At 50.7% G+C, this 19,812-nt stretch carries 18 protein-coding genes; 3 read left to right on the top strand and 15 right to left on the bottom strand.

Features of this window, described 5'->3' with window-relative positions:
* Positions 1–30: 30 nt before the first annotated feature.
* The 8 genes from dnaE to efp form a co-directional block, all read right to left on the bottom strand.
* On the bottom strand, positions 31–3,522 hold the full coding sequence (gene dnaE / locus Q9L42_RS11350; RefSeq protein ID WP_349431101.1) for a DNA polymerase III subunit alpha: 3,492 nt from the start codon (positions 3,520–3,522) through the stop codon (positions 31–33).
* Between the two features lie 23 nt (positions 3,523–3,545).
* Positions 3,546–4,106: a ribonuclease HII gene (gene rnhB, locus Q9L42_RS11345; RefSeq protein ID WP_305908288.1), complete on the bottom strand. Its 561-nt coding sequence runs from the start codon at positions 4,104–4,106 to the stop codon at positions 3,546–3,548.
* Between the two features lie 7 nt (positions 4,107–4,113).
* The gene (gene lpxA, locus Q9L42_RS11340; RefSeq protein WP_349431100.1) at positions 4,114–4,884 is read right to left on the bottom strand and encodes an acyl-ACP--UDP-N-acetylglucosamine O-acyltransferase; all 771 of its coding nucleotides are present in this window, start codon (positions 4,882–4,884) and stop codon (positions 4,114–4,116) included.
* Positions 4,884–5,315 carry a 3-hydroxyacyl-ACP dehydratase FabZ gene (fabZ, locus tag Q9L42_RS11335; protein ID WP_432648901.1) on the bottom strand — a complete coding sequence of 144 codons (432 nt, stop codon included), beginning with the start codon at positions 5,313–5,315 and terminating at the stop codon, positions 4,884–4,886. The genes lpxA and fabZ overlap by 1 nt, the downstream gene beginning before the upstream one ends.
* A gap of 117 nt (positions 5,316–5,432) precedes the next feature.
* On the bottom strand, positions 5,433–5,933 hold the full coding sequence (locus Q9L42_RS11330; RefSeq protein ID WP_305908290.1) for an OmpH family outer membrane protein: 501 nt from the start codon (positions 5,931–5,933) through the stop codon (positions 5,433–5,435).
* A 303-nt stretch (positions 5,934–6,236) separates the two neighbouring features.
* The gene (bamA, locus tag Q9L42_RS11325; protein ID WP_349432752.1) at positions 6,237–8,483 is read right to left on the bottom strand and encodes an outer membrane protein assembly factor BamA; all 2,247 of its coding nucleotides are present in this window, start codon (positions 8,481–8,483) and stop codon (positions 6,237–6,239) included.
* Positions 8,484–8,985: 502 nt separating this feature from the next.
* Positions 8,986–9,966 (bottom strand): EF-P lysine aminoacylase EpmA, encoded by a 981-nt coding sequence (gene epmA, locus Q9L42_RS11320; protein ID WP_349431099.1) that lies wholly within the window; start codon positions 9,964–9,966, stop codon positions 8,986–8,988.
* Complete coding sequence (gene efp / locus Q9L42_RS11315) at positions 9,966–10,535, bottom strand: elongation factor P (protein WP_305908291.1); 570 nt, start codon at positions 10,533–10,535, stop codon at positions 9,966–9,968. The genes epmA and efp overlap by 1 nt, the downstream gene beginning before the upstream one ends.
* Positions 10,536–10,974: 439 nt before the next feature.
* On the opposite strand from efp, the gene epmB reads away from it, so the two are divergent.
* Entirely contained in the window at positions 10,975–11,961 is a 987-nt protein-coding gene (epmB, locus tag Q9L42_RS11310) for an EF-P beta-lysylation protein EpmB (protein WP_305908292.1), read from the top strand.
* Positions 11,962–12,429: 468 nt separating this feature from the next.
* Here the strand turns inward: epmB and Q9L42_RS11305 are convergent, their stop codons facing one another.
* Complete coding sequence (locus Q9L42_RS11305; protein ID WP_305908293.1) at positions 12,430–12,966, bottom strand: REP-associated tyrosine transposase; 537 nt, start codon at positions 12,964–12,966, stop codon at positions 12,430–12,432.
* Positions 12,967–13,365: 399 nt separating this feature from the next.
* Here Q9L42_RS11305 and Q9L42_RS11300 point away from each other — a divergent pair, with 399 nt between their 5' ends.
* Positions 13,366–14,910 (top strand): hypothetical protein, encoded by a 1,545-nt coding sequence (locus Q9L42_RS11300; RefSeq protein ID WP_305908294.1) that lies wholly within the window; start codon positions 13,366–13,368, stop codon positions 14,908–14,910.
* Here the strand turns inward: Q9L42_RS11300 and Q9L42_RS11295 are convergent.
* The 4 genes from Q9L42_RS11295 to Q9L42_RS11280 are packed head-to-tail and all read right to left on the bottom strand — an operon-like array spanning position 14,861 to position 17,385.
* Positions 14,861–15,754: a 5'-nucleotidase gene (locus tag Q9L42_RS11295; RefSeq protein ID WP_349431098.1), complete on the bottom strand. Its 894-nt coding sequence runs from the start codon at positions 15,752–15,754 to the stop codon at positions 14,861–14,863. The genes Q9L42_RS11300 and Q9L42_RS11295 overlap by 50 nt on opposite strands.
* A complete protein-coding gene (locus tag Q9L42_RS11290) occupies positions 15,754–16,500 on the bottom strand; it encodes a phosphate/phosphite/phosphonate ABC transporter substrate-binding protein (protein ID WP_349431097.1) in 747 nt (248 codons plus the stop codon). The genes Q9L42_RS11295 and Q9L42_RS11290 overlap by 1 nt, the downstream gene beginning before the upstream one ends.
* A gap of 16 nt (positions 16,501–16,516) precedes the next feature.
* Positions 16,517–16,993 (bottom strand): PAS domain-containing protein, encoded by a 477-nt coding sequence (locus Q9L42_RS11285; protein WP_305908296.1) that lies wholly within the window; start codon positions 16,991–16,993, stop codon positions 16,517–16,519.
* Between the two features lie 29 nt (positions 16,994–17,022).
* Positions 17,023–17,385, bottom strand: a complete 363-nt coding sequence (locus Q9L42_RS11280) for a roadblock/LC7 domain-containing protein (protein ID WP_305908297.1) — start codon at positions 17,383–17,385, stop codon at positions 17,023–17,025.
* Between the two features lie 570 nt (positions 17,386–17,955).
* Here Q9L42_RS11280 and Q9L42_RS11275 point away from each other — a divergent pair.
* On the top strand, positions 17,956–18,255 hold the full coding sequence (locus tag Q9L42_RS11275) for a hypothetical protein (RefSeq protein WP_305908298.1): 300 nt from the start codon (positions 17,956–17,958) through the stop codon (positions 18,253–18,255).
* Positions 18,256–18,623: 368 nt separating this feature from the next.
* Here the strand turns inward: Q9L42_RS11275 and Q9L42_RS11270 are convergent, their stop codons facing one another.
* Together Q9L42_RS11270 and Q9L42_RS11265 are read right to left on the bottom strand one after the other, a co-directional pair.
* On the bottom strand, positions 18,624–19,268 hold the full coding sequence (locus Q9L42_RS11270; RefSeq protein ID WP_305908299.1) for a hypothetical protein: 645 nt from the start codon (positions 19,266–19,268) through the stop codon (positions 18,624–18,626).
* Positions 19,269–19,271: 3 nt separating this feature from the next.
* On the bottom strand, positions 19,272–19,811 hold the full coding sequence (locus Q9L42_RS11265; protein ID WP_349431096.1) for a GTP-binding protein: 540 nt from the start codon (positions 19,809–19,811) through the stop codon (positions 19,272–19,274).
* Between the last annotated feature and the right edge of the window lies 1 nt (position 19,812).

The raw sequence follows: 19,812 nt of genomic DNA, 5'->3' as shown, positions 1-19,812 counted from the left end.
ATAAAAAAGCCCTCTTTCGAGGGCTTTTTTTTATCGGTATTTTATCTCGACCGCCTCGGCGGAAAGAAACCGCCGCAATCGCAGCAGCAATTCATCGGCCGGCGTCACTCGCCAGTCATCACCCAACTGTATCGCCGCCTTAGCCTGTGGCGAACAATAATGAATGATGACGGGACAGCTCCCGCCACAGTAAGGCCGCAGTATTTCCGCCAGGTTCTCGATAAAATCTTGATGGACCTGATCGCTGCCGGGCCGCCACTGCAACTGTATGCTGCGAGCAAACATCTCCCTTGCCTGCTCGATACTGTACATTTTCTCTGCGGTGACCCGCAACATGCCGGAAAAATCATCGATACTCAGCGAACCTTCGGCAACCAGCAAGGCATCCTTCGACAATATATCACGGTATTGTTCATAAACCTTGCTGAATGCCGCCACTTCCAGACGCGCGGTGCGATCGTCCAGGGTAGCGAATCCCATCATCTTGCCCTGCTTGGTTTGCCGGGTTCTCAGCTCGACCACTAAACCGGCAACACGCCCCTCCATCTTGCCTTTCGATCGTTCCGCATCGGCCACCAGGCTGGCGATGTCGCCATGAGTGATATGCTTCAACTCGGCTTCATATTCGGCGATCGGATGTCCGGTCAAATACAGGCCCAGCGTCTGCTTTTCCGCCTCCAGTCGCTCTTTTTCCGTCCAGGGATCGACCCGGCTGGTGTAAGCCTCAGCCTCGCCGTCCTCACTTTCCACCTGCACCGACAAGCCGAACAGGTCGTTCTGCCCGGTTTGACTCATCTTGCCATGCTGTTCGGCGACTCGCAACGCAGTGGTTAACTCGGCCAGGTGAGCGGCGCGGTTGGCATCTATCGAATCAAAGGCGCCAGCCCTGATCAAGGCCTCCAGCACGCGGCGATTGACTTTGCGCAGCTCCACGCGCTTGCATAATTCATAAAGCCCGGCATAAGGTCCGCTAGCCTTGCGCTCGGCCAGCAAGTCTTCAATCGCCGATTCACCGACGCCCTTGATCGCGCCGATGCCGTAAACAATCTGCTGCTGCTCGTTGACGGTGAAACGATAATCGGAAACATTGATATCCGGTGGACAAACGGTCAATTTCATTTGCCGACATTCCTCGATCAACACCACGACCTTATCGGTGTTATCCATATCGGACGACATCACCGCCGCCATGAAGGCGGCCGGATAATGGGCCTTCAGCCAGGCCGTCTGATAAGCGACCAGCGCGTAAGCGGCCGAATGCGACTTATTGAAACCGTAACCGGCGAACTTCTCCATCAAGTCGAAGATATAGGTCGCGATCGATTCTTCGATGTTGTTTTTGATCGCGCCTTCGGTAAAGATCTCCCGCTGCTTGGCCATTTCCTCGGGCTTCTTCTTACCCATCGCCCGCCGCAGCATGTCGGCGCCGCCCAGCGTGTAGCCGGCCATGTCCCGAGCGATCTGCATCACCTGTTCCTGGTAAAGAATGACGCCGTTGGTCGGCTGCAAGATCGGCTCCAGCAGGGGGTGGGCGTATTCGGCCTTGGCGCCGTGCTTGACGTTGATGTAATCGTCAACCATCCCCGACTCCAACGGCCCGGGCCTGAACAGCGCCACCAATGCGATGATATCGTCGAAGCAATCCGGCTTGAGCTTCTTAATCAGCTCCTTCATGCCGCGCGATTCCAACTGAAACACCGCGGTGGTCTGAGCGTTTTTCAGCAGCTCATAACTGGCCGCATCATCTCGCGGAATCTGACTGATATCGACCGGGGCTTCGCCTTGCCGCCGCCGCTGTTCGTTGATCGTCTGCAAGGCCCAGTCGATGATGGTCAGCGTGCGTAAGCCCAAAAAGTCAAATTTGACCAGGCCGACCGCCTCGACATCATCCTTGTCGAATTGAGTCACCAGATTGCCGCCACCCTGCTCGCAATACAAAGGGGTGAAATCAGTCAATTTGCTCGGCGAAATCACCACGCCGCCGGCATGCTTGCCGGCATTACGGGAAATCCCTTCCAGCGCTCTCGCCATGTCGATCAAGGTTTTGACTTCTTCCTCGCTGTCATACAAGTCCTTCAACTCGGCGCTTTCTTTCAAGGCCTTTTCCAGGGTCATGCCGATTTCGAACGGAATCAGCTTGGCGAGGCGGTCGACAAAGCCATAGGAAAAAGACAATACCCTACCGACGTCGCGCACGACGGCCTTCGCAGCCATCGAACCATAGGTGATGATCTGGGAAACATGATCGCGGCCATAGTGGCGGGCGACATAATCGATGACCTCATCGCGGCGCTCCATGCAGAAATCGACATCGAAGTCGGGCATCGATATCCGTTCCGGATTCAAAAACCGTTCAAACAGCAGATCGAACTCGATCGGATCGAGATCGGTAATCTTCAACACATAGGCAACCAAAGACCCGGCCCCTGAACCCCGTCCCGGCCCAACCGGGATGCTGTTATTCTTCGACCATTGGATGAAGTCGGCGACGATCATGAAATAACCGGGAAAACCCATTTGCACGATGACATCGAGCTCGACCTGCAGACGCTGTTCATAGACCTTGCGATTCTCTTCAGGCGTCCCGCTACCGACCGGAGCATGCTGCTGCAAGCGCTCTTCCAAGCCCTGCCAGGACGCCTTGGTAAAATACTCATCCAGGGTCATGCCTTCCGGAACCGGGAAATCAGGCAAGTAGTTTTTCCCCAGGGTCAACTGAACATTGCAACGCTTGGCGATTTCTATCGTGTTTTCCAGCGCCTCGGGGATATCGGCGAATAGCTCCTGCATTTCCTCGGCGCTGCGCAAATACTGCTGACGGGTGTAATGGCGCGGCCGCCTGTCGTCATCGAGCACCCGTCCTTGGCCTATGCAGACCCTGACTTCATGGGCTTCGAAGTCCTCTTGCCTGATGAAACGAACGTCATTGGTGGCGACCACCGGCAATTCCAACTGCAAAGCCAGATCGACGGCCGCCTGAATATAACGCTCCTCATCAGGCTTGCCTACTCGCTGCAGCTCCAGATAAAAACTATCGGCAAACAACGCAGACCAGTACTCGGCGTATTGTTTGGCCTGTTCGTCTTTGTCGGCCAACAAGGCCTGACCGATATCGCCGTCCATCGCACCGGACAGCGCGATCAAATCGCCATGATTCTGTTCTATCCATTCCCTGCGCAGCATGGGCACGCCAAGATGCTGCCCCTCCTGATAGGCTCTGGAAATCAATTCGGTCAACACCACATAGCCGCGCCCGTTACGCGCCAGAAAAGTCATCCGATAGGGCGTGGCCGGCTCCTCGGGATTGAACACATTGACGTCGGCGCCGACGATCGCCTTGATGCCCTGACCTTGAGTCGCGCGATAGAATTTGACCAGCGAAAACAGATTGGAGTGCTCGGTCAACGCCGCCGCCGGCATCTGGTAGCCGGCAAGCTTTTCCACCAACGGCTTGATTTTGACGATGCCGTCGACCAGGGAAAATTCGGAATGAATACGTAAATGAACAAACGCAGGATTCATAACATGATGGCCCGATGAAGGGTTCAATCGACCAGCAATCTTTTAACGGGAGCGAATGATTTACGGTGCTGCTCGGTGACGCCTAATTGCTGTAATTGTTGCAGATGGATTTTGGTCGGATAACCTTTGTGGGCGGCAAACTGATAGCCCGGATAGAGCCGGTCGAGCACGGACATTTCATCGTCGCGGGCGACCTTAGCCAGTATCGAAGCCGCGGAAATCTCGGCGACGCTCAAGTCGCCTTGCACCACGGTCTCGCCCGGACAGGCGATATCCGGGTAAAATTTGCCATCGACCAAGGTTTTTTCGACCGTTGTGGACAGTTGGGCAAAGGCGCGCTTCATCGCCAGCAGCGAAGCCTGCAAGATATTCAGACGATCGATTTCACTGGCTTCCGCCCTGCCTATCGCCCAATCCAGCGCCGACCGCTTTATTTCTGCGGCCAATTGCTGTCGCTTTCTGGCTGTCAGTTTCTTCGAATCGGTCAAACCGGCAATCGGCTTATCGGGATTCAACACCACGACCGCCGCAACCACAGGACCGACGATACACCCCCGCCCCACCTCATCGATACCGGCTAACACGGATCAATTAACGCAAAATGCCGCGGGTGACATTACGCAGAAAGCTGACCATATTGGAAAGCTCATTGCTCTCGCCGGCCAGATCTTCGATTTCTTCGATCGCATCCTCAAGACGCAGATTGTTCTTATAGAGAATTTTATAGGCCTTACGTATCTGCCGTATCACTTCCGCGGAGATGCCGTCCCGCTCCATGCCGACCGAATTGATGCCATGCGGCCGGGTCGGACGTCCGCCGACCATGACGAATGGCGGAATATCCTGGGTCACGGCGCTGCCCATCGCGGAAAAACTGTATTCGCCGATCTGGGTAAATTGATGCACCAGAGTGAAGCCCCCCAAGATCGCATGATCGCCCATGTGAACATGACCGGCGATCGAGGCGCCGTTAGCCATGATGACATGGTCGCCGATGACGCAATCATGAGCGACGTGAGTATAAGCCATGAACAGGTTATCGCTGCCTATCAAGGTCAAGCCCTGATCTTGCTGTGTTCCTCTGTGCATCGTGCAGAATTCTCGGATCGTATTCCTGTCGCCAATTTCCAGGCGGGTAATTTCATCGGCGTATTTTTTATCCTGCGGATCCTCGCCGATCGAGGCGAATTGATAAATCTGATTGTCCTTACCGATCGCGGTAGGACCTTTAATGACGACATGCGGACCGATGACCGTGCCCGAGTCGATTCTGACATCCGGTCCGATCACCGAGAAAGGGCCGATTTTTACATCATCGGCGATATCGGCATTGATATCGACGACTGCTTTTGGATCTATCACTATTCTACCGCTGCTGCACACATAATTTGAGCGCTGGCCGCCAGCTCGCCTTCCACTTCGGCGCGACAATCAAATGTCCAGATGTTGCGCTTATTCCTGACATAGATCACTTCCAGCATTAACTGATCGCCCGGGCCGACCGGCCTTTTAAAACGGGCCTTATCGATACCGGCCAGATAATAAGTCATGCCCTTACCCAGGCTTTCGTCCGTTTGCGACGCCAACAGGCCCGTTGCCTGGGCCAACGCCTCCATGATCAAGACGCCCGGGAAAATAGGCACATGGGGGAAATGCCCTTGAAAAAAGGGCTCGTTATAGGTGACATTTTTCACCGCTAGCAGGCGCACCCCCGGCTCGCACTCGACGACCTTATCAACCAAAAGAAACGGATACCTATGCGGTAAAAATTCCTGGATTTCTAATATATCCAACTGTCCGGCCATAATTCCTATATTCCCTCAAATCTCTCAAATGACTCTCGACCAAGCCCAGAACAGGGTGATCTTTCCGCCCCGCCAGCAGTCGATAATCTTAATTCATTAAAACAATCAGTCCGACAGATTGGTTAGTTTTTCCTGTACTTGACTGGTCACGTCAATTTGCTCGCCGGCATAGATAACGCCATCGGTTAACAGCAAATCGTAATTTTCCTCTTTGGCCAATGCTCTGATCGCTTCGATGATGCGCCGTTGTAATTTCCCCAGCTCCTCATTTCTGCGCATATTGAAATCCTCGCTGAACTCCTGTTGAGAGCGTTTGGCGTCCCTTTTCTTGCCGATAATATCCCTTTCCAGCTTACGACGTTCGGACTCCCCCATCACCGAGGCATCGCGAGCCAGCTTTTCTTCCAGCGCCTTGATTTCTTTTTGTTGCGCGACCAAATGCTTATCACGGGGTGAAAATTCCTTTTCCAATCGCTGTTTTGCCTTGGCTGCTTGCGGCGCTTTTTCCAACACTCTGGCTACATTAACAAAACCGATTTTTAATTCAGCGTAACTTAAATTAGCTGTAAACATCAGCGCCAAAAACAAAGCAATTTTATTTTTCATCGTTAAAACCATCTCCGCTTAGGTTTATTTGTGGGTAATCTGTCCCTAGGCCTATTGCCGTTAGGGGTCGCAGATTGGAGAGTTGGACCGCCTCGTGAAAAGTTCGCTTTTCGCCGGTCATCCCTGCCGTACAAGAACGGCCAAGGAAGATCCGCTGTTCCCTTTGGCCGAGCGCCGAGAAATCCTGGTGGAATATCTTCAGCGCTTTCGCTGCAGGGAACCGAGGTCCAAGCGTCAACAACACCGAACAACTCAATTGACTAATAGGTTGTCGATTATAGGGTAAAACTCGGTCAAACTAAACTAAAATCCTGAGCCGAAGGAAAATTGGAACATCTGTTCATCGTCATTTTCATCGGCGTTCAGCGGCAAGGCGACGCTTACCGCCAAGGCCCCGAAAGGCGACAACCACTCACCCGACAGACCGACCGAATAACGCAGATTGCTGACTTCGAAGCCGTCGCTGACGGTGCCGGCATCAAAGAACGACCCTAGACGTATCGACTTCGCGTCTTCGATGAAAGGCACCGGGAAGAACAACTCGGCTTTGCCGATAATCTTACTGGAACCGCCGAAAGGCCGATTGTTTGAATCACGCGGTCCTATCGTGTTGTCATTGAAGCCCCTGACCGAACGCACGCCGCCGGCGAAATAGTGCTCGAAAAACGGCAAGCCGTCGGTATCGCCATAGCCATCCCCGTAAGCGACCTCCCCCAACAACCTAAAGGTCAAGTCCTTGGCCAATGGAAAATATTGCTGCTGCTTATAGGAGACCTTGTAATACTCCAGATCGCTGCCCGGAATCGTCGCCAACGCCGACAAGCGCTGCTGCCCCCCGGCGCTGGGGAAAATCGCCCGGTTCAGGGTGTCGTGGGTCCAGCCGATCGAAGTCGCCAGTGTGAGAAACTTATCGCCTTGGTCTTCGACGAAATTGGTGATTTCGGTTGATGTAAACGACGAGGTATTCAGCTTAGTGTGCTTGAGATCGATATTGAAGCGCAGACGGTCAAATTCGTTCAACGGGATGCCAAAATTAAAACCGCTGTTGATGACGTCGGTCGAATAATTGGAAATATTGGCCTGGTTCGCGTCCCGGGCGCTGTAGCCGATGTCATACCCCATGCTGACGCCGTCCAAGGTAAAATACGGATCGAAATAGCCGAAGCGATACTGGGTGGTGATATCGCTGTTGTTGAAGGCCAGATTCACTCTTTTACCGGAACCGAATACATTATCCTGGGAGATGTTGGCGTTAAACACGATGCCCTGAGTTTGCGAGAAACCGACGCCGGCCATCAGATTGCCGGACGCCTTCTCGACGACGCTGTAGTTAACGTCGATCTGATCGGCGGTGCCAACGACAGGCGGCGTCTCGACATTCACCGACTCGAAATAACCCAAGCGCTCCAGTCGCGTCTTCGAGCGCTCGATCTTGGCCGTCGACGCCCAGCTCGACTCCATCTGTCTAAGTTCCCGGCGCAGCACTTCATCCCGGGTCTTGGTGTTGCCGCGCATATTAATCCGACGCACATAGACGCGCTTCCCGGGATCGACGAAGAAGGTCATCGCCACCGTTTTCTGCTCCTCATCGATCTCCGGCACCATGTTGACGTTGGCGAAAGCATAGCCCTCATCGCCCAATCGATCGGAAATCGCCTTTGAGGTTTGGGTTGCATTTTTACGAGAAAAAATCTCCCCCGGCCCGACTTGCACCAGGCCTATCAACTCCTCCGGCGGCACGATCAGGTTGCCGGTCAGTTTGACCTTCTCCAGCGTGTACAACTCTCCTTCCTTGACATTGACGGTAATATAAATCTCTTTTTTATCCGGCGTGATGGCGACCTGGGTCGAATCGATGGCGAAATTGATATAACCGCGATCCAGATAGTAAGAGCGTAAACGCTCTAGATCCGCGGACAACTTCTGTTTGGAATACTGATCATCCTTGGTATAGAAGGACAACAAATTCGTTGTGCTCAGTTCGAATTGCTTCAACAACTCGTCTTTATCGAATACCTTGTTGCCAACGACATTGATCTGTTTAATCTTGGCGACGCGGCCTTCTGAAATCTTAATATGAATGCCGACCCGGTTACGGGTCAAACGTGAGACATCGGTTTTGATTTTTAGACCGTATTTGCCATGACTAAAATATTGTCGTCTTAATTCCTGCTCAACTTTTTCCAACACCAAACGGTTGAACACCTTGCCCTCGGCCAGACCGATCGAATTCAGCGCTTTTTGCAAATCCTCGGTGCTCAGATCCTTATTGCCTTCAAAAATAATCTTGGCGATCGAGGGTCTTTCCACTACATTCACGATCAGCGTTCCCCCTTCCCGCTCCAACGTGATGTCCTTGAAAAATCCGGTCTTGAAAAGCGCCCTGATCGATGGACCGGCTTTTTGCACGGTGAATTTTTCCCCGATATTCACCGGCAAATAGTTAAAAACGGTCCCCGCCGAAATTCTTTGCAAGCCCCTGACTTGTATGTCTTCGACGACAAAACTGTCCGCCCCTTTAACCGTTGGCGAGGCCAAAGCAGCCAGCATCAGAATATGAAAAAAACGTTTCTTGCTCACGGGGTTACCAGTTAAAAAATAGAATGACTATGGTCAAGTTATTCGCACTCATCGATGTTCGCACGCAAGATCTCCTCGCGCCAAATGAATCAGCCTTCCCGCAATGAACGCAGACAAACCGATCAGCGCCATGCGCTACGCCAATAGCCGTCACCGACAAAATAGCATCGATTATAGCATGCCCACAGAAGCCTTGACGCCAACACCTTGCGCCCAGCAATTCCCAGTTTGAGCATTTTTGCTGTGTTTAGGGCATGGGGTGTGTCTGTCGAGGAGCGCCGTTCACCCAGCACCTAAATTATGCTGGAATGTAAAATATAGTCCAGTAGCCATGGAAATTTAGGTGCTGGGTAAACCCATCCATGGGGGCTTGACGGCAGCATCCTTGCTGCCGACATCCTCGCCAAACACACCCAATGCCCTTTTTGAACGCCAAACTGATGGGAATGGCTGCCTTGCGCCTGCGGCCGAATCAAGCCCTGGCGATAGGAAACGCCAGTATATCATCAATGCAGGCGGCGCCGGTCAGGATCATCAGCAGCCGGTCCAGGCCAATCGCCACACCGCTGCAATCAGGCAGACCAGACTGCAGCGCCGCCAAAAAACGACGGTCTTTTTCGACCGCCGGCAAGCGCCGCGATCGCCGCTCGGCAATCTCTTGATCGAAGCGTTCTTCCTGCTCGGCGGCGTCCGCCAATTCAAAAAAACCGTTACCCAACTCGATTCCTCGAACAAAGACTTCGAAACGCTCGGCAACCCTCGCGTCGCTTGCACTGATGCGCGCCAGCGAAGACTGTATGGCCGGATAGCCATGCACTAAACACAACGACTCTTCACCCATGCTCGGTTGAATTTTATGACTGAAAATAAAATCCAACCACATCGAATGATTATCCTCACAAATGTCTATGGCCTCTCCAAAACCCTGTCTTCGCGCATAATCACGGTATTGCTCGACGCTAAAAACCAACGGATCCAGCCCCGTTTCGTCGATAAACAATTGCTGATAAGCGATGATCCGCGTCGGTCCTAAGACTCGATGAGGTTCCAGCAACGTCGTGATTAATTCGGCGACTTCATGCATCAACTCATGCAAACAGTAATCGACCCTATACCATTCCAGAATGGTAAATTCAGGATTGTGAAAACGGCCGCTTTCGCCATTCCTGAAAGCCTTGCAAATCTGGTAAATGGAACCGCTGCCGGCCGCCAACAGACGCTTCATAGCGAATTCCGGCGAAGTTTGCAGATACAGCGAGGACCGCTGAACCGACCTTTGTCCATCAGTGCAGAAAAAGTCCAGTTGCGGATCGGTTCCGGTGGCCTGGCACAACAGCGGCGTTTCCACCTCCAGCACCTTTCTGGATTGAAAAAAGGCCCGAACCGCCGCCAGCAATTGCGCCCTCGCGCGCAACTGCTCCACCTGACAGCTCGGACGCCATGCCTCCGACACTATTCTTTGACGCGGGAGACATATTCGCCGGTGCGCGTATCCACTTTAATCAATTCGCCGATTTGGACAAATAACGGTACGCGGACAACGGCGCCGGTTTCCAACGTGGCCGGCTTACCCCCACCGCCGGAAGTATCGCCTTTCAAGCCGGGATCGGTTTCGGTGATCGCCAATTCAACAAAGTTTGGCGGCGTCACAATCAAAGGCGCATCATTCCACAACGTCATCGTACAAATATCCTGTTCCTTCAACCATTTGACCGCATCGGCCACGGCGCTGGCATCGGCCTGATATTGTTCAAACGTGTTTGGCTCCATGAAATGCCAAAACTCTCCATCGTTATACAGATATTGCATTTCGACTTCGACCACATCGGCGCCTTCAACCGATTCTCCCGATTTGAAGGTGCGTTCAATCACACGTCCGGTTTTAAGGTTTCTGATCTTCACCCGGTTAAAGGCTTGTCCCTTGCCTGGTTTTACAAATTCATTTTCAATAATCGAACAAGGGTCCGCATCCAGCATAATTTTCAAACCGGCCTTAAATTCGTTGGTGCTATAGGTAGCCATTTTTTCCTCGTCTGAACAAACAATAGTGCGAGGCATTATAATGGATATGTTTTTTGATAGGAAATTGACTCAACAGGAACTGCAATTTTCAATTTTAGCATCGAACAGGGTGCGGGGTATGTCTGGCGAGGGTGTCGGTAGCAATTCCCAATTTAGATAACAAAGAGGGCTTGGGGTGTGTTTGGCGAGGATGTCGGCAGCAAGGATGCTGCCGTCAAGCCCCCAGGGATGGGTTTACCCAGCACCTAAATTTCCATGGCTACTGGACTATATTTTACATTCCAGCATAATTTAGGTGCTGGGTGAACGGCGTTCCTCGATAGACACTCCCCATGCCCTAAACACCGCTAAAACGTTCAACTGGGAATTGCCGTAACAATTAACGCCCTCCTATCGCCATTGAATTCCTTAAACCGCAATTTAGTAACTATAGAATCGAGTGGAACTTAACAACACTAGCTGGCAGCAACAGCTTGCCGAGGCCTTTACCGACCTAAACGATTTATGTCGTCATTTAAACATCGCTATCGAAGACCTACCGGTATTAGCGGACCATAAAGCCTTTCCACTGAAGGCGCCGCGCAGCTTCGTCGACTGTATCGAAGCAGGAAACCCGGCCGATCCGCTGCTGCGTCAAGTACTGCCATTGCAGCAAGAGCTATCCGATTTACCCGGTTTTAGCGCCGACCCGGTAGGCGACCTGGACGCGCTAGCGGAAGCGGGCGTCCTGCATAAGTATCAGGGACGGGCGTTATTCATCATGACGGGCGCGTGCGCGATCAATTGTCGTTATTGTTTCCGCCGCAACTTCCCTTACTCGGATGTGCAATTAACGCCACAAAGACAAGCCAGGGCGATCGCCTATTTAAAAACTCATCCCGATATCAGCGAGATAATACTCAGCGGCGGCGACCCGATGTTGCTAAGCGACGACAAACTGATTGCCTTGATTCGGCAACTGGAACAAATCCCTCATCTCGAACGCATCCGCATACACAGTCGTTTGCCAATTGTATTGCCGGCGCGCGTCACCCCCGCCCTCCTCGATTGTCTTCGCCTATGCGCGAAACCGGTGGTTATCGTGCTGCACGCCAACCATGGCAATGAATTAAGCGACGCCGTAAAAGGGGCATGCGGCCAACTGAAGAACCAGGGCGTCACTTTATTGAATCAAAGCGTTTTATTGAAGGGCGTTAACGATACCGTGAGCGCCCTATGCGAACTCAATGAAAAGTTATTTTCGATAGGCGTATTGCCGTATTACCTGCACATGCTCGACAAGGCCAGCGGCACCGGACACTTTGCCGTCAGTCAAGAGCAAGCGCTGTTATTGATGAACCAGATTAAAAAACATCTACCCGGTTACCTAACGCCTAAATTAGTCAAAGAAGTGGCCGGGGCGCCGAACAAGATAATGATTTCTTAAGCGATGGCGTTTATAGTTCTTGGAAAAGGGGACAGGCTACTTTTACTCGGGAAAAGGGGACAGGCTACTTTTACTCGGAAATGGCCTCAAGTGTTTTGTGATAGTCAAAACACGCTTTCTCAGTCCTGATATCGTTCCGTAGCCTCCCTACCAAATCAAACGCCTCTTCACAGTCCGCATCAATGAATTTCACCTTGCTGTAATAGCTGTCGGCTGCCAACTCGAAAAATGTTTTTCATGCAGAATCACAGTAGCGACTTAAATTACGAAAGGTCGCTTTGCTTTGAAATAGTCCCAATACTCAATACAAGCCTAGTTGTTAAAAAAGCTGAAGCTTTTTAACTCCAAATAGTTCTTTTTTATGCCTGAAATGCAAAATGCTTCAGCTTGTGCTTAAAAAACTAATTATTTTACTCCTATACGTTGTTTCTATACCTGGAGTGCAAATGCTTCAGCTTTTGCAACAATCTAAAATTCATCATCTAGCGATAGCGTTTTATAGTCAGCATAATGTTTAAACTGATTCCGTAAAAATGCACGCCCCTGTTGTTGCATAATGTCCGGAAAGCTGGAATATGGGTAGTCATTCAAGTCGGTCACATAACCGTGCTTAATCGGGTTATAAAATAAATAGTTCAAGTGTCGAAAATAGTCATTTTCATCACGCAGGCAATAATCCCAATAATTCCACCACACCTTACCCGATATATCTGCTATTCGCTTGATATGAAAACCGGATTGCGCATGTATTTTTTTAATCAATTGAGGCAGATCATTTCCTTTATCGCTTCTGCCCAGTAGATGATAATGGTTATCCAAAATCACCCAATGATGCAGTTCCCAGCCATAGTCTGAAAATGCTTTACGCATGCACTCTAACAGCAATTTTTTTGCACCATCAGCAATTATAAACCGTTGTTTTTGATAGGTTGCACCGGTAATAAAGTAAACCGCATCGTCCATAAACAAATGAGCGGGATTGTGCAGATATTTTTTAACCGACATTGCTCTCTTTTTTGTACGGAGTAAAAAAGCTTCAGTTTTTTAGGCAAAAGCTGAAGCTTTTGCACTCCGATATTCTGTTACGCCACTTTTGTTTTCTGATGCCACTGTTCTTGTTTTTGCAGTTTAAGCTGGATATTATCTGGACTGAGTTTTAATCCGTGCCGCCAACACAATGCTCCCATTTCCAAATAGAACGGTTTAAAAAAGATTCTTGTTCCGATATACGAGCATCATCCGTTGACGGTAGGCATCTATGCAGCCAAGGGAAACTACACCCAAACTTACAGGGAGTATTTACAGCTTCTTGAAGATAATTGTCAAAAAGCCAAACTTCTCTCAGAAAACACTGATAAATAAACTAAACTTGAATCATCTTTTTCATCACCCCGTTAACCTTTAATGTCAGATACGCATACACTTCCTTTTGACTTAAATGACGATTCGCTGACCCGCTGGCTGGAAACGCTCAGCCGTTTAAGCACCATCAATGCCGGCAGTCAACTGAACCAAGCCATCGCTCAGCTCAGAAAACTGGACGATGACATCAACACCCTGTTCCCTCTGCTATTAAAGCTGACGCCGGCGACACTGCATTCAGCCCATGCCCTGACTGCGGCGTTGCAACCGGGGCCGCAAACAGACAACAGATCGGCGAAAATCGCCAGGCTGAGCCTACAGTTATTGAGAAATCTAAGTCTCGTCTTGCATGCCGGACAGGAAGCCGAGCAACTGCCGCTAACGCAGAAACTACAAGCGAGTTACTTCGCCTTACAACTGATCGGCCAGTACTTGCGTCTCAGCAGTCTGTTTCATGAACTCCCGTCCGAGACCCTCTGGCACAAAAGCGGCGAACTCTTCATTTTCGCCAAAAATAACAATGGACTTCAACAAAACATCAACACTAGAATTGCCGAATTCAAACACCAGTCATCCATCGAGCAGGCCATAAAGCGCAATTTATTATTTACCCTCATCGCCTTTCACCGCTTATCGGCGTCCGATAATCAGGCTTTGTTCGATTTCGCCAACCAATATGCCTCGTTACTGAATTTCGATCCTGTTCAGCAGCCACACGGTCATTTCTGTTGGAACTATAGCAACGGCATCCCCGGTCCCATGCAACGTCCCAGTGAAGCTTTACAGAATCATGAAATCAGCTTGGACACAACGGAGCTACTCCACCATCTACGACCGGATTCATTCGAGTCGGCGATCGGCACCAGCGAACTCCAACGCTTGCACCAGCATTTGTCGGGCTATAAGAAACTGATTGGCGACAGCATCCCGGCGGCGCCTGTTCAATTCACTATGTTGTCGGGGTTCAAGCCAGTTTACGATTTTTTGACTCAACAGGAAAAGTTAAACCGTATCAACAGGCTTAGCGCGCAAATCGTCGAGACGCACAACTCGAGCATGGCGCTGGAACCGCTGGAACATGAAAAAAGTTTCCTGAGCAATTTTTCTACCCCGCAACAGAAAATCGCATCGCATCCGAATGCCCCGAAAACGGGCCAGACGGTTAAGCTCTTGCTAAACAAAAACAAAAACTATCTGCTTGCAGAGAGCAAGCAAAGCGACTGCTCGGTCGGTGACCTGGTCATCCTGAGCGATCATAAAAATGCCCTGATTCCCGGCGTGATAAGGCAAGCAAAAAAGATCGAAAACACGCAAGCGACGACGCTCTTGATTGAAAAGATACAGGGTGAATTATCGGCACACAGCGGCTTGAGCGAACGTCGACAGAATACCGCGATTATCCTCGTCAACGAAAAAACCGACCATCCAGAGGCGATCTTGAACTATGGCAAATATCGCAATGGTTCAACGCTGGTGCTGACCGGCAAAACCGTCCGACTCGAAGCATTGCTGGATTACAGCCCTCTATTTGTCCGCTTCAAGGTCGCTTTTGACTCGCCACGCCATGAGGCACATGCGCGGCACTAATCTTGTGTTGCTGCGCGGATTGGCAATGCCCTTGCTGGTCATCGAAAAAAATATCGGCGCCAAAGGCCCGCAAAAAAGGCCCCTTGGCGCGCCCACCCAAAAACATCGCCTCATCGATGCGGATATCCCAGGCCCTTAACGTGCGCACCACCCGCTCATGGGCCGGCGCGGAACGCGCGGTCACTAAAGCCGTTCTAATCGGCGCCGGTGTTTGCTGGCATTGCGCTTGAATACGGTGTAGAGCCGCTAGAAAGCTCTTGAACGGCCCGCCGACCAGGGGTTTTCGGGCGTCTTGACGTTCTTTCTCGGCAAATGCATCCAGCCCCTGTTGTTGATAAACTCGCTCCGATTCATCGGAAAAAAGAACCGCATCGCCATCGAAGGCGATGCGCAATTGCTCGGAGCGAACGTTTTCGGAGCCGCAAACGATGGTCGCCGCCGCATAGCCACTGGCCAACGCCTTTTCGACATCCTCGCCATTGGCCGACAAAAACAAATGGGCGCCAAAGGCAGGCATATATCGGTACGGCGAGTCGCCGCTGGTAAAGGCTGCCCTGCTGATATCGAGCTCGTAATGCTCAATTGAATTAAAAATGCGCAAACCGGTGTCGGCGCTGTTCTGTGACAGCAGGATAATTTCCACCAACGGTTCGCCTGGGAACAATAGATTAAGGTTGAGGAATTTCTTGACCAGATTGAAACCGAAACCCGGCTTCAATATTTCGTTTTCGTGTTCGATTTGATAACGGCAAAAAGCCTCTTTGCCCTGTTGCTGAAATATATTGTGCGACTCATCGAGGTCGAACAAGGCCCTCGATGAAATCGCCACCACCAACTTTTCCATTAAATAACGAGCGTATCCATTAAATCGATCATAAACTCCATTTCTTCATCGTCCACCTTGTTCCAGGCGGAGAACCCTAGACTGTTCAACACGCCCCGAGTCTTTTCGTCTTGGCCCATGGCCAACAGCGCCGCTTCGATATCGGCGCGCCTATGCTGCAATTTCGGTCCGATCATCAAGGCATGATGAATAACGCTGATCTGGCTACGCACTAAAACGCGCAGTTGTTTTTTGATGACCGACGACAAGTCATCGTAGGCTTCGGCCAGAAAAATCCCGACGTCGGCATCCCCCCTCAACAGATGCTTTGCAACCAACACATAGCTATCGCAGAGCTGCGGTTTGATATTATTGCCATCGAGATCCCCCGGTTCGAGCATAATCATGCCCATCATCTGTACATCGGGATCCTCGGTATAAGCCACCTTAACGCCCGGCGACAAATGGGCGACATCCTCGACCGCATTATCGGCGTTGACGGCGATGATCGCTTCATCGGCGACACCTTCCGCCTTCACCAGCGGCTGAAAACCTTTTTCCCTAACCAACATCGCGGCATCGAAGGGATTGGCATAGATCAGATCCACCTTATCGTCCTCAATCGCCTGTCTCTGGTTTTGAAAGTCATTATACATTTCCAGATGAATCCCTTCGCCGGTCTGTTTCTGCAACCAGGTGTTGAAAATATACCAGCCAGACAAATGATCCGGGGTAAAATCGGGGCTGACCGTAAACATAAACGTCATTCGTGATCTCCGCAAATTAAAACAGGGTCGGATAAAGTTTAATGCATTCTTCCACCTTGGTTCGAGAAGGCTTCCGGCGCACCGAAGTATAGCCGACAACCCGGCCATGACGAACATTGGGAATCACCGTCGCCTTGACCCAATAATAGCCCCCATCTTTGCGTAGATTTTTGACGAATCCTTGCCATTTCTCTCCCCGTTTGACGGTATCCCATAAATCCTTAAACGCCGCGGGCGGCATGTCGGGATGCCTCAATATCGAGTGAGGCGCGCCAATCAATTCTTCCTCGGTATAACCCGACATTTCAATAAAAGACTGATTGACATGGGTAATGACGCCCTCCGGCGTGGTTGTGGAAACAATCAACTTACCGTCCGGATAAGGCGTTTCAATCTCCGTATATAACACTTTTCTGGATATTGAATGATATAAATTCAAGGTGGTTTCCTTGTATTCCCCCATGATATCTTCGGCCTTCATATCACTAATCATGCTGTGCTCCGTTAAATTTCATCCTTGTCCTACAATAATTCAGCGATGCTTTCGGCCGCCCTCTTAACGTCCAGGAAAATAAGCCCCAATTTAGCATTCGGCTTGGCCATCACCGTCAACACCGCTTCTTCGCCGGCATACGTCATCAAAACATAGCCGCTGTCGCCTTTGATCAATACCTGCTCCAAACCGCCGCGCTGCAATTCTTGGGCGGTTCTATCACCCAGCGAAAGCATTGCGGCGCTCATCGCACCGACCCGGTCTTCATCCAGCCCCGCCGGCAATACCGAGGCCATCATCAAACCATCAGTGGAAATTACCCCCGACGCTTCGATATCCGCCGATGTTCCGTTCAGTTCAGTCAAAACTGAGGTCAGCATATCTGCTCTCATAATCTGTTTCCTCTTAACAATCTCATCATCATTATTTGTGTTTATGTAACTATTCAGTATCTTTCGGGTTTTAGGCAGTAGGTCATTGATTTCTCGGGACGCGTGAATACTTCCACGGCAGCTAACAGCATCCTGCTTCACGCGGCACTTGCACTTCCCTGTGCGGCGTAAGCTCTGACTGCAACGTCCCAGCAATTCCCTTTGGCGTTCAAAAAGGGCATGGGGTGTGTTTGGCGAGGATGTCGGCAGCAAGGATGCTGCCGTCAAGCCCCCATGGATGGGTTTACGGCGCTCCTCGACAGACACACCCCATGCCCTAAACCCCGCAAAAATACTCAAACTGGGAATTGCTGGCAACGTCCTGTTGCAGACAGCCCGATAAATCAATAACCTACTCCCTCTTAGTAAAACTACGCTGAATAATTACGTGTTTATTTAGTTGTAACGATTCAGCTTGGTGTTAAAAAAATATTGCCGCGACTATCAGCCACTTGCGAAAGCAGTCTATGCGACAAGGCAGATTTATGTTCCTCGGCAATTGCTCCTGCATTGCTCTACTACACGCCCTCCATGGCGTTATCGGCAATTGCTCCTGCATTGCTCTACTACACGCCCTCCATGGCGTTATCGGCAATTGCTCCTGCATTGCTCTACTACACGCCATCCATGGCGTTATCGGCAATTGCTCCTGCATTGCTCTACTACACGCCATCCTTGGCATTATGGCAAAATCTGCATTTCCACCCTATTTGGATAACAAACAGGGCTTGGGGTGTGTTTGGCGAGGATTTCGGCGGCAGGGAGTCCGCCGTCAAGCCCCCAGCACCTAAATTCCATAGCTTTTTCACTTCATTTTACATGCCAGAATAATTTAGATGCTGGCTGAACGACGTCTTCTAAAGCAAGTAACTGATAGAAAAAGCATTTTTTATACTGAATAGTTATATTTAGTTTTTAGGTAACTGCTCGCTCCACTTATCGAACGCGGCAGGGCATGTAGGGTGGATAAGCCTGAAGGGCGCATCCACCAAAGATGCCGACCCGGTGGATGCGCTCCGCTTATCCACCCGAATGGGGGTGAGTCGTTACGTTTTTAGAAAGACTACGCTTAAATACCTAACCCGGACAGGCGGCCTTGCTTTTAAAATAAACTTTAAAAATCGATCGATTAGAATTAATATCGAGTTATGTTTTCCTGATACAGTTTTGTATAAGCATCAATCTTGCAGCCACTGTTGTCATGCCATGCCGCCAGAATATCGAATACTCAACGCCCAGATCAAATTGACAAATTCCGCGCGGTTGAAATGCGGTATCCCTGCAATCGCTATCACGAAACGGTTAGCGCCAATAAAAACCGGCCAAAAACCTATTTGACTGTGCCCATAGGCATCGACGATCGCCCAGGCATGACTGGCCATGCCCAGATTATTTCGTATCAAGCCAGAGCGCCGATTATGCACCGTCGCAATTTCGGCGCTCAAAGCCGATAACTCTTCGGCGGTTTCATGGGCGAAACCCTCACTGGCCAGATAAAAGCCCTGATCGTCCGCCAGCAGCACTTTGCCCGATTCAGAAACGTGTTTCAGTAAATCCGGCAATGTTTCTTCCAACACCCCTGCCGGAGGAGACAACGCCTCATCGACGCCTTGAACCCAGCCCAGTTTCTGACAATGATGCAGCAATTCCAGCGCCTTCTCCTCATCATCGACATCGCTCAAGCGCAGTAATTGTTCGATGCTCAGCTCCGGCGTCTTGGCGCTTTGCAGCAACTTACGCAAAAATTTTCTCGCCCTTTCTTCCTCATTCGAGGCGATTGCGTAATAAGCCCCGGACGGCGTCGGCAACAGGAACAGACCTTCAACCAGCTTATATGCGCTCATTTATCATTCACTCTCTATGCCTGGATCAATTGAATACAGTAAGGCCTGCACCAACAATGACACATCATTTTTTTCCCGGGCATCGACTGAAAAAACAGCTGGCTTGATACGATAACCCTGCAGTTGGATATGGTAGTCATCGATCGTCGGTTTATTGTTTAAATCCATCTGGGTGACGCCAATCGCGACACTGGTTTGACCGATGAAACTGTCGAAGGAATCAAGAAAAAACTTCATATCCTGAAATGGGTCGAGCCTGCTATTGTCCAGCAATAAAACCAAGCCTATCCCGCCGGTAGTCAGGATATCCCACATAAAATCGAAGCGTTCCTGACCCGGCGTTCCATAAAGATGTATTTTTTCGCCGCCGTCGAGATTCATCACGCCATAATCCATCGCGACCGTCGTGGCCGATTTCCGGCTCTTGGTCATGTCACTGGCTACCGCATCTGTTTTAACCGGCGGAACATCGCTGATAGAGTTAATTGCCGTGGTTTTACCTGCTCCTACCGGTCCGGTGAAAATAATTTTGTATTGACTCATA

The organism is Methylomarinum sp. Ch1-1 (assembly GCF_030717995.2).
Lineage (GTDB): Bacteria > Pseudomonadota > Gammaproteobacteria > Methylococcales > Methylomonadaceae > Methylomarinum > Methylomarinum roseum.
This window is presented reverse-complemented; position numbering and strand designations above follow the sequence as displayed.

Excerpts from the sequence above, each read along its gene's own strand:
- Q9L42_RS11285 (WP_305908296.1), bottom strand. The coding sequence starts at position 16,993 with ATGATTAGTGATATGAAGGCCGAAGATATCATGGGGGAATACAAGGAA.
- Q9L42_RS11295 (WP_349431098.1), bottom strand. The coding sequence starts at position 15,754 with ATGGAAAAGTTGGTGGTGGCGATTTCATCGAGGGCCTTGTTCGACCTC.
- dnaE (WP_349431101.1), bottom strand. The coding sequence starts at position 3,522 with ATGAATCCTGCGTTTGTTCATTTACGTATTCATTCCGAATTTTCCCTG.
- Q9L42_RS11280 (WP_305908297.1), bottom strand. The coding sequence starts at position 17,385 with ATGAGAGCAGATATGCTGACCTCAGTTTTGACTGAACTGAACGGAACA.
- Q9L42_RS11305 (WP_305908293.1), bottom strand. The coding sequence starts at position 12,966 with ATGTCGGTTAAAAAATATCTGCACAATCCCGCTCATTTGTTTATGGAC.
- Q9L42_RS11275 (WP_305908298.1), top strand. The coding sequence starts at position 17,956 with ATGGCGTTATCGGCAATTGCTCCTGCATTGCTCTACTACACGCCCTCC.
- Q9L42_RS11300 (WP_305908294.1), top strand. The coding sequence starts at position 13,366 with ATGTCAGATACGCATACACTTCCTTTTGACTTAAATGACGATTCGCTG.
- efp (WP_305908291.1), bottom strand. The coding sequence starts at position 10,535 with ATGGCTACCTATAGCACCAACGAATTTAAGGCCGGTTTGAAAATTATG.
- bamA (WP_349432752.1), bottom strand. The coding sequence starts at position 8,483 with ATGCTGGCTGCTTTGGCCTCGCCAACGGTTAAAGGGGCGGACAGTTTT.
- Q9L42_RS11270 (WP_305908299.1), bottom strand. The coding sequence starts at position 19,268 with ATGAGCGCATATAAGCTGGTTGAAGGTCTGTTCCTGTTGCCGACGCCG.
- Q9L42_RS11265 (WP_349431096.1), bottom strand. The coding sequence starts at position 19,811 with ATGAGTCAATACAAAATTATTTTCACCGGACCGGTAGGAGCAGGTAAA.
- Q9L42_RS11330 (WP_305908290.1), bottom strand. The coding sequence starts at position 5,933 with ATGAAAAATAAAATTGCTTTGTTTTTGGCGCTGATGTTTACAGCTAAT.
- Q9L42_RS11290 (WP_349431097.1), bottom strand. The coding sequence starts at position 16,500 with ATGACGTTTATGTTTACGGTCAGCCCCGATTTTACCCCGGATCATTTG.